Below are 12,868 nucleotides of genomic sequence, written 5' to 3'. Positions count from 1 at the left end.
AACTAAATTTGCAACATCAAAATTACAAACAAAAGTTATCATTCTTAATGAAGAAATCGGAAAATATAATAGTAGGTATATCAATTGGGGATTTAAATGGTATTGGAGGCGAGATAATCCTTAAAACATTTGAAGATTCTAGAATGCTGGAATTCTGTACGCCAGTAATTTTTGCATCGTCGAAAGTTATGAATTTTTTCAAAACACATTTTAATTCAGAAATCAATTTCAATAGCATAAACAATTTAAATCAATTGGTTTTTGGTAAGATGAATGTGTTTAATTGTTGGAATGAGCCTGTAACTATCGAATTTGGTAAAGAAGATATTAAAATTGGAGAGTACGCGATAAAATCGTTACAAGCAGCAACAAAAGCACTCAAAGATGGTCATGTAGATGTGCTGGTTACGGCACCTATAAATAAACACAATATACAATCTGAAGCATTTAAGTTTCCAGGGCATACGGATTATTTGGCACAACAACTAGAGGGGGAAAGCCTTATGTTTATGGTAACCGATTCGCTAAGAGTTGGCTTACTAACCGACCATGTACCAGTTAAGGATATCGTTGAGCACCTTTCTGAAGATTTAATAATTAAAAAAATAAATGCCGTTTACAACTCGTTGTTAAAAGATTTTAAAATTGTAAGACCAAAAATAGCGGTTTTAGGAATTAACCCGCACACTGGTGATAATGGTGTAATTGGCAATGAAGATGATACAATTTTAAGGCCTACGCTTCAAAAATTAAAAGAAGAAGGAAAATTAGTTTTTGGTCCCTATGCAGCCGATAGCTTTTTTGGCTCCAATAATTACAAAAATTTTGATGCCATTGTGGCCACTTACCACGACCAAGGTTTAATTCCTTTTAAAACATTATCTTTTGGACAAGGGGTTAATTTTACCGCAGGATTGAATAAAATTAGAACATCGCCAGATCACGGAACAGCCTATGAAATTGCAGGAAAAGGAGTGGCAGATTCGAACTCTTTTCAAGAAGCGGTATTTGCAGCCATCCAAATATTTAAAAACAGGTTTGATTACGAGGAACTTACATTAAATCCCTTAAAAAAATCAAATCAAAAGATGTAAACAAAAAAATGTTTATAAGTAATGCTGCTTAAATAAAAATTTATATATTTGCAGGCTCAAAATAGATGTGAGAATGAAGCCATTAAAGGAATTTACAATCCCATTTGTAGGATTAAAGATTGGAAAGCATCATTTTGAGTATAAAATTGAGAATGCGTTCTTTGAATATTTTGAGTATGAAGAGTTTAATGATGTAAACGTTGATGTAAATCTTATGTTAGATAAGAAAACAACATTATTGGAATTAAACTTCAAAATTTCAGGATTTGTAAATGTTAATTGCGATTTAACAAACGAACCTTATAATCAACCCATTTCAAATGAGTTGGATTTGGTTGTTAAATTTGGAAATGAGTACAACGATGAAGACACCGATATACTTATCGTGCCTCACGGAACATATGAAATTAACATGCAACAATATATATACGAAACCATTGTACTTGCAGTACCAATAAAACGTATACACCCTGGAGTTGAAGACGGAACATTAGATTCGGACATACTTAAAAAATTAGAAGAATTAAGTCCAAAAATTAAAGAAGAAAAAGAAACTGAAGAGGATATCGATCCTCGTTGGAATACATTAAAGAAACTATTAACGGGTAAATAAACATAGAAAATGGCACATCCTAAGAGAAAAATCTCGAAAACAAGAAGAGATAAAAGAAGAACACATTACAAAGCAACTGCGCCACAGATTGCTACATGTCCAACAACTGGTGAGGCACACTTATACCATAGAGCTCATTGGCATGAAGGTAAATTATATTACAGAGGTCAAGTATTAATTGACAATTCAGAAGCTGTAGAAAACGTAGCATAAATATTATGCATGCATATATTAAAACGCTCACATGTGAGCGTTTTTTTTGTGATAAGTTTTTTCTAAAGGACAAAAACACGTAATTTGCATAATGTTTCGTTGAATTTTAGTAGTTTTCACGAAATTTTGCGTGTTTTTATTCAATTTTAATGATTTTTTGATCAATTTAACTATAAAGTTATGGGAAAAATCTCAGCAGCAATAACCGCTGTAGGTGCCTATGTGCCGGAATATGTGTTAACCAATCAAATCCTTGAAACATTGGTTGATACTAATGATGAATGGATAACCTCTAGAACAGGAATAAAAGAACGTCGAATCCTAAAAGACGAAGGAAAAGGAACTTCTTACTTAGCTATAAAAGCAGCCCAAGACCTTATTAACAAAAAAGGTATAGACCCAAAGACCATAGAACTTGTTATTGTTGCAACAGCAACACCAGATATGAAAGCAGCCTCAACAGCTTCTTTTACGGCAACCGAAATAGGTGCGGTAAACGCATTTTCATTCGATATGGATGCAGCTTGTTCTAGTTTTTTATACGGTATGTCTGTAGCGGCTAGCTATATAGAATCGGGTCGTTACAAAAATGTATTATTAATTGGAGCCGATAAAATGTCTTCAATAATTAATTATAAAGATAGAGCCACTTGTATTATTTTTGGCGATGGCGCGGGAGCCGTTTTGTTTGAGCCTAATGAAGAAGGTTTAGGGCTTAAAGACGAGTACTTAAGAAGCGATGGCTCTGGTAGAGAGTTTTTACAAGCTACCTATGGAGGTTCTTCTTTTAAGATAACCCCCGAAGTACTTGAACAAGGTGGCCAGTACGCTTTTCAAGAAGGAAAAACGGTATTTAAAAATGCAGTATTCAATATGGCCGATGCTGCTGTTAAAATTTTAGAGCGTAATAATTTAACAAATCAAGATGTAGATTGGTTAGCAGCACATCAAGCAAATAAGCGAATTATTGATGCTACTGCCCAACGTATCGAATTAGATGAATCAAAAGTGATGATCAACATTCATAAGTACGGTAATACTACATCAGCTACATTACCGTTATTATTAAACGACTACGAATCACAACTTAAAAAAGGAGATAATGTAATTTTTGCCGCTTTTGGAGGCGGATTTAATTGGGGATCCATTTATTTAAAATGGGCATATAATTCAGTAAACTAACCATTAACTAATTAGTGAAATTATGGATATTAAAGAAATTCAAAACTTAATCAAGTTTGTTGCCAAATCAGGGGCAAGTGAGGTTAAATTAGAAATGGATGATATTAAAATCACCATAAAAACAGGGTCAGATCAAGAAACAACAGCAGTGCATTATGCACCTGTTGCTCCTCAAATTCCTCAAATGCAAGCGCCAGTTGCAGAAACAAAAGCCACCACAGAGGTTCCTGCTGCTGTTGCTCCTGCTGCAGAAAACTCAAAATACATTACTATAAAATCTCCAATTATTGGAACATTTTATAGAAAACCATCTCCAGACAAACCATTATTTGTTGAGGTGGGACAAACCATTGCAGAAGGCGATGTACTTTGTATTATAGAAGCTATGAAACTTTTCAATGAAATTGAATCTGAAGTTTCAGGAAAAGTTGTTAAAATTTTAGTTGACGATTCTTCTCCTGTAGAATTCGACCAACCATTATTTTTAGTAGACCCATCATAACCTATTAAAAATTCCAATACACAAATCTCAAAATCCAATATTTGGAATTTGGCGATTGGAATTTGTAATTTTTAATTCAGAAAGTTATGTTTAAAAAAATATTGATTGCCAACAGAGGGGAAATAGCACTTCGTGTTATTAGAACCTGTAAAGAAATGGGCATAAAAACCGTGGCTGTATACTCTACGGCTGATGCTGAAAGTTTACACGTCAAGTTTGCTGATGAAGCTGTTTGTATAGGGCCTGCCTCAAGTGCATTGTCTTATTTAAAAATGTCCAATATTATCGCTGCTGCAGAAATAACCAATGCAGATGCAATACATCCAGGTTATGGATTTTTATCTGAAAACGCTAAATTTTCAAAAATTTGTGAAGAGCACGGAATAAAATTTATTGGTGCGTCTCCAGAAATGATTGATAGAATGGGCGACAAAGCCAATGCCAAAGCAACCATGAAAGCTGCCGGCGTGCCATGTGTACCAGGTAGTGAAGGTGTTATAAAATCTTTTGAAGAGTGTGAAAAAATAGCTAAGGAAACGGGCTATCCTGTCATGCTTAAAGCTTCTGCCGGTGGTGGAGGTAAAGGTATGCGCGGGGTTTTTAAACCAGAAAATCTTAGAGATGCTTGGGATTCTGCTCGTCAAGAAAGTAAAGCGGCTTTTGGAAACGACGATATGTACATGGAAAAACTTATTGAAGAACCACGACATATTGAAATTCAAATTGTAGGCGATTCTACAGGAAAAGCATGTCATTTATCTGAAAGAGATTGTTCTGTTCAACGTCGCCATCAAAAACTGACCGAAGAAACTCCTTCGCCATTTATGACCGATGAACTTCGCGAAAAAATGGGGAAAGCTGCTGTAAAAGCTGCTGAATACATTAAGTACGAAGGTGCAGGAACCATCGAGTTTTTGGTAGATAAGCACCGTAATTTCTACTTTATGGAGATGAATACCCGTATTCAAGTAGAGCACCCCATTACAGAGCAGGTTATCGATTTCGATTTAATTCGCGAACAAATATTAGTGGCTGCAGGGGTGCCAATTTCAGGTAAAAACTATTTACCTAAATTACATTCCATCGAGTGTCGTATCAATGCTGAAGATCCTTACAATGGCTTTCGTCCATCACCAGGAACCATTACAACGTTGCATGCTCCTGGAGGCCATGGGGTGCGTTTAGATACACACGTGTACGCAGGATATACCATTCCGCCAAATTACGATTCTATGATTGCTAAGTTGATTACAACAGCGCAAACCAGAGAAGAAGCTATCAATAAAATGAAGCGTGCTTTAGATGAATTCGTAATTGAAGGGGTAAAAACAACCATTCCTTTCCACAGACAATTGATGGACCATCCAGATTATTTAGCTGGAAATTACACCACCAAGTTCATGGAAGATTTTGTTATGCAAAAACCCGTAGAAGAATAATAAATAAAGACTCCGAAAGCAATTTCGGAGTTTTTTTTTGGTGTTCCTTTTGCTTTTTTTAGGGAAAAGCAAAAGTCAGGCTGTACACTATATCTTTTGGTTTTTGTCTTTCCTAGGAAGGCAGGAATCCATTATTTGAAAACTATATCTATCCTCAAGCTAGTTTCAGTTACATAAAAAACCAAAAGGATGCCGCTTCCATCCTTAACACAACAACCTAACAGCAAATTCACTATTTTTACCAATAACCAACAACAGCAAACCCACATGAGCCTATCCTATTGGGAAATAAAATCATGGTTTACCAACATAGATGTTACTATAGTTGGAAGTGGTATTGTAGGTTTAAGTTGCGCCTTACACTTAAAAGAACAGCATCCAAAAGCTAAAATTTTAGTATTGGAAAAAGGCATGTTGCCACAAGGTGCTAGCACCAAAAATGCAGGATTCGCCTGTTTTGGAAGTTTAAGCGAAATACTGGAAGATTTAAAATCACATGCCGAGCAAGACGTTTTCAATCTAGTAAAAAAACGCGTGGATGGGTTGCAGCTACTAAGGGAAACCTTAGGTGATCAAGCTATAAACTATAAAAACTATGGGGGGTATGAATTGTTTCTTCAAGAAGATGATTTATTAGAAACCTGTCTCTCCCAAAAGGAATACCTTAACAATTTATTGCAACCTTTATTTAAAAAAGAGGTTTTCAGCACGAAACCTAATAGTTTTCATTTTAAAAACATTAAAGAAACCTATATATTTAATCCGTTTGAAGGACAAATAGATACGGGCAGTATGATGGAGGCATTGTTGCAAAAGGTTCAATCAAAAGGCATAAAAATATTAAACAATATAGCTGTTGAAAGTTTTTCAGAAGATAACAATTCAGTAAAAGTAAAGACAAGTTCACACGAATTTTCAACCTCAAAATTATGTATCGCTACTAACGGATTTGCATCACAACTTATTAATGAAGATGTAAAACCAGCTCGGGCACAGGTTTTAATTACCAAACCTATTAAAGGCCTTCATATTAAAGGCACCTTTCATTTAGATAAAGGATATTATTATTTCAGAAATATAGATAACCGGATTTTGTTTGGAGGTGGTAGAAACCTTGATTTTAAAGGGGAAACAACAACCGAATTTGCCCAAACCGAATTAATTCAAAACACCTTAGAAAATATTTTAAAAACTGTAATTTTGCCAAAAATTCCTTTTGAAATTGAACACAGGTGGAGCGGTATTATGGGTTTAGGAAATACAAAAAACACTATTGTAAAACCACTGGGCAATAACGTATATTGCGGCGTAAAACTTGGTGGTATGGGAATAGCCATAGGGAGTTTGGTAGGACAAGAGTTAGCACAATTAATAGCATAGTATGATTAGAAAATTATTTAGATTTTTATTTAAAATTCTCCTTTGGTTTTTTGCCATTTCCATTGGCTTAGTAATTATATATAAATGGGTACCCGTGCCTGTTACACCACTCATGGTAATACGCACTATTGAGCAGAAAATAGATGGCAAAGACATTGTTTGGAAACACGATTGGGAGTCTATCGATAACATTTCAAAAAACTTGCAATTGGCTGTTATTTGTAGTGAAGATCAAAACTTTTTAAACCATCATGGTTTTGATATGAAAGCCATTGAAAAAGCCATTGAATTTAACAAAAAAGGCAAACGCACTAGAGGTGCCAGTACCATAAGCCAACAAACGGCAAAAAATGTGTTTTTATGGCCGCATCGCAGTTGGTTGCGCAAAGGTTTGGAAGCCTATTTTACGTTTTTAATAGAACTAATTTGGTCTAAAGAACGTATTATGGAAGTCTATTTAAACAGTATTGAAATGGGTAACGGTATTTATGGTGCCGAAGCTGCTGCCCAACATTGGTTTAAAAGACCCGCTGCCAATTTACGCCAACAAGAAGCAGCTGCCATTGCTGCCATTTTACCGAGTCCGTTACGATACAGGGCAAGTCCTGCTACCAATTACATACAAAGAAGAAAGAACTGGATAACCCAACAAATGCGCTTTTTTGGGCCTTTAAACTACGAATAAATCAATTTTCAAAGTTACAGAGTTTCAGAGTTACAAAGTTTCAGAGTTCAGAGTATAAAAGTTCTAAAATAGATAAATTCTATAATCCATGATTTCGACTTTAAAAATTAAAGAAGCATTATATAAGCAATGTGTAGATTTTGTTGAAAATAGGTTTAACACCATTCAAAATACCATAACCGAAATTCAAGAATCTCTAACTTCTGAAACCAAAAGTAGTGCTGGCGATAAGCATGAAACCGGAAGGGCCATGCTACAGTTAGAACGCGAAAAAGCAGGAAATCAGTTAGCGGAAATTCAAAAAATTAAGGAAAATTTATCAAAAATAAACAGTTCCAATACCTCAGAATTTATTGGTTTAGGAAGCGTGGTTTACACCAATAAAAGCAACTATTTTATAGCCATAAGTGCTGGTGAATTAAAGGTTGAAAACGAATTGTTTTTTGCTATTTCTCCTAACACCCCTATTGGGCAATTGCTAATGGGCAAAACGGTTAGTGAAGAGGTTGTTTTTAGGGAGCAGTCATTTAAGATTGAAACTATTCTATAATCAATAAAATTTTTAGATAAACTCGAAACAACCTTAAGTAATTAGCAATCAACTTAAAAATCCCCAGATAAGACAACTTAGGAATGTTTTATTCAGATAATATTAACTAAATTAGCTATTTGGCAAGGTAATTAGACAAACAGAGCATAGTCGAGACTAAATTAGAAATTTAAGAAAATACCTCATATGAAATATTTTAAGACGTTTACAATACTTTTATTCGGTTTAGTAATTTTATTTTATTCCTGTAATGACAATTCTAAATCAAAAAAGCAAGAGCAGGCAGCTCCAGTGGAAATAATAAATTTGCCTACCCCTCCAAATTCAACAACTCAGAATAAAGCCCTAGAATCAGCCCAAAATGCAGCTGGAGTTTGGCACTATACCTGTAGTAAAGGTTGCGCTGGTGGCGCAGGAACGGCTGTTAATTGTACTAATTGCGGAAATCTTTTAGCACATAATCAAGCTTATCATAGCAAAATTAATACGGCACCATCAACAGCTCCTTTTGCACCTACTACTGGCGAATCCAGTCAAAATGCAGCTGGAGTGTGGCATTATACTTGTACAAAAGGATGTGCTGGTGGATCTGGATCTGCTGGAAATTGTAGTGTTTGCGGTGGTGCGTTAGCCCATAATGTAGCGTATCATCAATAAAATAGGACTATTATCTTTTGAAAATACTGTGGTAAAGAACAAAAAACACCTCAGATTAAATATTTAGGCAAATAGATAAACCACTTTTTAGTGCGGTATTATGCTCAAAAAAGATACTTTTTCCATCTAAATCTGCTTCAATCAAATAGTAATTTCCTTTATAATAAGACCTTCTAACAATGGCTTTTAAATTAGAATTTTCAACCACTTTTAATTGATTCGCATATACGATTCCGTAGTTTTCAATGTTGTTGAATTCATCAAAAAACGACGCTATCAATTCATTTTTAGGGTTTTTGTAAAGTTCTTGTGGTGTGCCTTTTGCCATAATTTTAGCATCGTGTAACACCATCATATGGTCTGAAAAGGAAAGCACATCATCTTTATCATGGGTAGCAACTATACACGTAATATTTTTGTCCTTTAGATATTTGAATAAACTACGGCGTAACGATTGCTTTTTAAAATTATCAATATGGCTAAAAGGTTCATCCAACAATAAAACCTCGGGTTGTTTGGCAATGGCCCTGGCAATGGCAACACGTTGTTTTTGGCCGCCACTCAATTCTTTTACTTTAATATTCGCATAAGGCCTTAATTCTATAACATCTAAAAGTTCTTCAATGCGAGCTTGCTTTTCTTCAGGATAAAAGTTAGAAAGGTAGGCGCCAATATTTTCAGCAACTGTAATAAAAGGCATTAAGTCAAATTCTTGAGCTACATATTTCATGTATTTTGGGCCAACAATTAAGTTGTGCTTCGGACCTAAAATTTCGGTGTCGTTCCAAAATATCTGGCCTTCATTTAAATCGTAAGTACCGTAAAGTAATTTTAAAAGGGTGCTTTTCCCCGAGCCGCTTTCACCAATTATAGAGAAGTGTTCACCTGTTTTAACAGAAAAACTAATAGCCTTTAAAATAGGTTGTTTTTTATATTGAAAAGTGAGGTTGTTTACTTGTAGCATTGACTTTTTTGTTGTCTCCTCGAGCGCAGTCGAGAGGTCTTGAATTAGTTCTCGACTGCGCTCGAACGGACAAAATTATGATTTTTATTTTAAAGCATCTTGTTGTATGAGACCTTTCAGGTTTTTAAAACCTGAAAGGTCTGTTAAAGTTATTTATAAAGAGAATAATAGGAAACCAAAATCCCTTGAAAGAGATGTTTATTTGTAGCATACCTTCTTTTTGTCTGCTCGATCACTATTACCATGGTTAAAGGTTCTAAGTTCAATTAATTCTTAATTCGTAAATCGTCAATCATTGGGCAATTCTTCAAACCCCATATTGAACAATGTAAACCCAAAAATATCGGCATACTGTTCAATCGTTTTATTTACTGGGGTTCCTGCACCATGCCCCGCATCGGTTTCAATTCTAATTAGAGTTGGGTTTGAGCCCGTTTGTTTACTTTGTAATTCGGCTGCAAACTTAAAGCTATGTGCCGGTACTACACGGTCATCATGGTCGCCCGTGGTTATTAAAGTTGCAGGATATGTAACACCAGATTTTACATTGTGCACTGGTGAATATGCTTTTAAATATTCAAACATGTCTTTACTGTCCTCGGCAGTTCCATAATCGTAAGCCCAACCTGCTCCAGCTGTAAAGGTATGGTAACGCAACATATCCAAAACCCCCACTGCAGGAAGCACCACTTTGGCTAAATGAGGGCGTTGAGTCATAACAGCTCCTACCAGTAATCCTCCGTTAGAGCCACCTCTTAACGCCAAATAGTTTGATGCCGTATAATTTTCTTTAAATAAGTATTCCGCAGCAGCCATAAAATCGTCAAATACGTTTTGCTTTTTCATTTTAATGCCTGCATCGTGCCATTTCCTGCCATATTCGCCACCACCACGTAAATTTGGTATGGCCAAAATACCGCCTTGTTCCATCCAGACAACGTTTGCAATACTAAATGCAGGCGTTAAACTAATGTTGAAACCGCCATAGCCGTAAAGAATGGTTGGGTTTTTTCCATCAAGCTTTAAACCTTTTTTATGTGTGATGATCATGGGGATTTTTGTCCCATCTTTTGAAGTGTAAAATACCTGATTGCTTTCGTAGGCATCACTATTAAAATCAATTTCAGGCTTCCAATATAATACGGTTTCACCCGTTTTGGGGTTAAATTCATAAATGTTTGAAGGCGTATTGTAATTGGTAAACGCATAATATAAAATGTCATCTTCCTTTTTGCCACTAAACCCAGAAGCGGTTCCTAAACCAGGAAGGTCAATTTCTTTAATGAGGTTGCCTTGATAATCGAATTGTTTTACTTTAGAAATGGCATCTACCATGTAATTCGCAAAGAAATAACCACCGCCTTTGGATGGACTTAAAACAAATTCAGTTTCGGGAATTACATCTACCCAATGTTCAGGCGTTGGATTTGATACATCAACAGATACTATTTTTTTGTTCGGGGCATTTAAGTTGGTTACTATAAACAGTTTGCTGCCTTCATTTTCAATGATATAAGAATCGCTATCCGTGTGATTTAAAATCGTAATTAACGGGCTGGTTTTGGCAGATAAATCTTTTATGAACAATTTATTGCCCGATGTGGAAATACGAGGTGTGAGGATTAAATACCGATGATCTTCCGTAACATGGGCATAAATGTATCTGTGTTTTTCTTCAGGGTTCCCACCGTAGATTAGACAGTCTTCTTTTTGAGGTGTTCCCAGCTTATGGTAAAATACTTTATGCTGGTCGGTTTTGGCAGAGAGCTCACTCCCGTTTGGTTTATCATAACTAGAATAATAAAACCCTTCATTTTTATACCAAGAAATCTGGCTGAATTTTATATCAATTAAGGCGTCTTCAATTTGTTCTTTAGTTTCCGTATTTAAAACAATCACTTTTCGCCAATCGCTGCCACCTTCCGAAATGGAATATGCTAATAAACTACCATCTTTTGAAAAACTTAAAGTATCTAATGAAGTTGTGCCTTTTTCTGAAAATGTATTCGGATTTAAAAATACTTCATCTTCACCATTTTCTTTTTTTCTGTAAACGACATTTTGATTTTGTAAGCCATCGTTTTTAAAGAAATAGGTGTAGTTGCCTTCAGTAAAAGGTGCACCAACTTTCTCGTAATTCCACAGTTTACTAAGGCGTTTTTTCAAATAATCTATATAAGGAATTTGTTTTAAATAGTTTGAAGTACATACATTCTGTGCCTTAACCCATGCTTCTGTTTCTTTACTACGGTCATCTTCCAACCATCTGTAGGGGTCTTTTAAAGCGGTTCCAAAATAGGATTCAACCGTATCAACTTTTTTTGTAACAGGGTATTTCACTTGTATTATATTATTATTCGAAAATTCAATTTACAATATATTAATGTGATAAATACTAAAATAATTTTTGATTGAAATTTTATTATGAATGATTTTATTTCAAAAATAATCAAAAAGAAAAAAGCTTCTATATCTAAATACAGAAGCTTTATATATAAGGTTTAGCAAAAATTATACTAAGTTATTTGCAATTAAATATTCACTAATTTGAATGGTGTTGGTTGCAGCACCTTTACGTAAATTATCGGCAACAATCCACATGTTTAAGGTGTTTGGTTGCGATTCATCCCTACGTAAACGACCTACAAAAACCTCGTCTTTATCGTGTGCAAACATAGGCATAGGATAACTATTTGTTGCTGTGTTATCTTGTAAAACAACCCCAGGAGTTTCGCTTAATATTTGTCTAACTTCAGCCAAATCAAAATCGTTTTCAAACTGAACATTTACAGCTTCTGAATGTCCGCCAGAAGTAGGAACACGCACTGCCGTAGCAGTTACCGAAAATGATTTGTCGTTAAATATTTTTTGAGGCTCTCTAGCCAGTTTCATTTCTTCTTTGGTGTAACCGTTTTCTAAAAACACATCACAATGAGGCAATACGTTTCTATTAATTGGGTAAGGGTATGCCATATCGCCTTCAATACCGGCCATTTCATTTTCTAATTGTTTTACAGCTTTTACACCAGTACCAGAAACCGATTGGTAAGTAGAAACCACCACACGCTTCATTTTATATTTTTTATGAAGCCCAGATAAAGCCAATACCATTTGAATGGTTGAGCAGTTTGGGTTTGCTATAATTTTATCATCTTTAGTCAATTCGTTTGCGTTGATTTCTGGAACTACCAATTTTTTAGTTGGATCCATTCTCCAAGCCGAAGAATTATCAACCACCGTTGTGCCAGCTTCTGCAAATTTTGGTGCCCACTCTAAAGAGGTATCACCACCTGCCGAGAAAATAGCGATTTGCGGTTTTGCAGCCACAGCATCGGCTAAACCAATTACGGTATATTCTTTATTGTTATATGTTAATTTTTTTCCAACTGAACGTTCAGATGCTACTAAAAGCAATTCAGTTACAGGGAAATTACGTTCTGCAAGAACTTTCAACATCACTTCGCCTACCATACCAGTGGCACCAACAACAGCTACTTTCATTTTAATTAAGTTTAAAGTTTCAATAATTTTACGGGGCAAAACTAATTAATAATTCTATTTTAAACCCAAAAAAAAGCCCTTGTTTTCT

13 protein-coding genes are annotated in these 12,868 nt (G+C 35.2%); 10 read left to right on the top strand and 3 right to left on the bottom strand.

The genetic code is table 11. The features are described 5' to 3' along the window. Nucleotides 1–47: 47 nt before the first annotated feature. From pdxA to ACGK9U_RS01585, 10 genes are all read left to right on the top strand, one after another. Entirely contained in the window at nt 48–1,094 is a 1,047-nt protein-coding gene (pdxA, locus tag ACGK9U_RS01630) for a 4-hydroxythreonine-4-phosphate dehydrogenase PdxA (protein ID WP_394464613.1), read from the top strand. Between the two features lie 73 nt (nt 1,095–1,167). Next, nucleotides 1,168–1,707 (top strand): YceD family protein, encoded by a 540-nt coding sequence (locus tag ACGK9U_RS01625; protein ID WP_394464612.1) that lies wholly within the window; start codon nt 1,168–1,170, stop codon nt 1,705–1,707. Nucleotides 1,708–1,716: 9 nt separating this feature from the next. Beyond that, nucleotides 1,717–1,920 (top strand): 50S ribosomal protein L32, encoded by a 204-nt coding sequence (gene rpmF, locus ACGK9U_RS01620; protein ID WP_069829108.1) that lies wholly within the window; start codon nt 1,717–1,719, stop codon nt 1,918–1,920. A gap of 180 nt (nt 1,921–2,100) precedes the next feature. Beyond that, the gene (locus ACGK9U_RS01615; RefSeq protein WP_394464611.1) at nt 2,101–3,102 is read left to right on the top strand and encodes a beta-ketoacyl-ACP synthase III; all 1,002 of its coding nucleotides are present in this window, start codon (nt 2,101–2,103) and stop codon (nt 3,100–3,102) included. Between the two features lie 22 nt (nt 3,103–3,124). Continuing rightward, entirely contained in the window at nt 3,125–3,604 is a 480-nt protein-coding gene (gene accB / locus ACGK9U_RS01610) for an acetyl-CoA carboxylase biotin carboxyl carrier protein (RefSeq protein WP_394464609.1), read from the top strand. Between the two features lie 86 nt (nt 3,605–3,690). After that, nucleotides 3,691–5,043, top strand: a complete 1,353-nt coding sequence (accC, locus tag ACGK9U_RS01605) for an acetyl-CoA carboxylase biotin carboxylase subunit (protein ID WP_394464608.1) — start codon at nt 3,691–3,693, stop codon at nt 5,041–5,043. A 267-nt stretch (nt 5,044–5,310) separates the two neighbouring features. Continuing rightward, nucleotides 5,311–6,423 carry an NAD(P)/FAD-dependent oxidoreductase gene (locus ACGK9U_RS01600; protein WP_394464853.1) on the top strand — a complete coding sequence of 371 codons (1,113 nt, stop codon included), beginning with the start codon at nt 5,311–5,313 and terminating at the stop codon, nt 6,421–6,423. A 1-nt stretch (nt 6,424) separates the two neighbouring features. After that, the gene (mtgA, locus tag ACGK9U_RS01595; protein WP_394464606.1) at nt 6,425–7,108 is read left to right on the top strand and encodes a monofunctional biosynthetic peptidoglycan transglycosylase; all 684 of its coding nucleotides are present in this window, start codon (nt 6,425–6,427) and stop codon (nt 7,106–7,108) included. 88 nt (nt 7,109–7,196) lie between these two features. After that, nucleotides 7,197–7,658 carry a 3-oxoacyl-ACP synthase gene (locus tag ACGK9U_RS01590; RefSeq protein WP_394464605.1) on the top strand — a complete coding sequence of 154 codons (462 nt, stop codon included), beginning with the start codon at nt 7,197–7,199 and terminating at the stop codon, nt 7,656–7,658. Between the two features lie 186 nt (nt 7,659–7,844). Beyond that, nucleotides 7,845–8,315, top strand: a complete 471-nt coding sequence (locus ACGK9U_RS01585; protein WP_394464604.1) for a hypothetical protein — start codon at nt 7,845–7,847, stop codon at nt 8,313–8,315. Nucleotides 8,316–8,370: 55 nt separating this feature from the next. Here the strand turns inward: ACGK9U_RS01585 and ACGK9U_RS01580 are convergent, their stop codons facing one another. From ACGK9U_RS01580 to ACGK9U_RS01570, 3 genes are all read right to left on the bottom strand, one after another. Beyond that, a complete protein-coding gene (locus ACGK9U_RS01580; RefSeq protein WP_394464603.1) occupies nt 8,371–9,279 on the bottom strand; it encodes an ABC transporter ATP-binding protein in 909 nt (302 codons plus the stop codon). 288 nt (nt 9,280–9,567) lie between these two features. Continuing rightward, nucleotides 9,568–11,625, bottom strand: a complete 2,058-nt coding sequence (locus ACGK9U_RS01575) for a prolyl oligopeptidase family protein (RefSeq protein ID WP_394464852.1) — start codon at nt 11,623–11,625, stop codon at nt 9,568–9,570. Between the two features lie 165 nt (nt 11,626–11,790). Next, complete coding sequence (locus tag ACGK9U_RS01570) at nt 11,791–12,780, bottom strand: aspartate-semialdehyde dehydrogenase (protein ID WP_394464602.1); 990 nt, start codon at nt 12,778–12,780, stop codon at nt 11,791–11,793. Nucleotides 12,781–12,868: the final 88 nt, after the last annotated feature.

It is taken from the genome of Mariniflexile sp. HNIBRBA6329, from assembly GCF_043558645.1.
GTDB lineage: Bacteria > Bacteroidota > Bacteroidia > Flavobacteriales > Flavobacteriaceae > Mariniflexile.
This window is presented reverse-complemented; position numbering and strand designations above follow the sequence as displayed.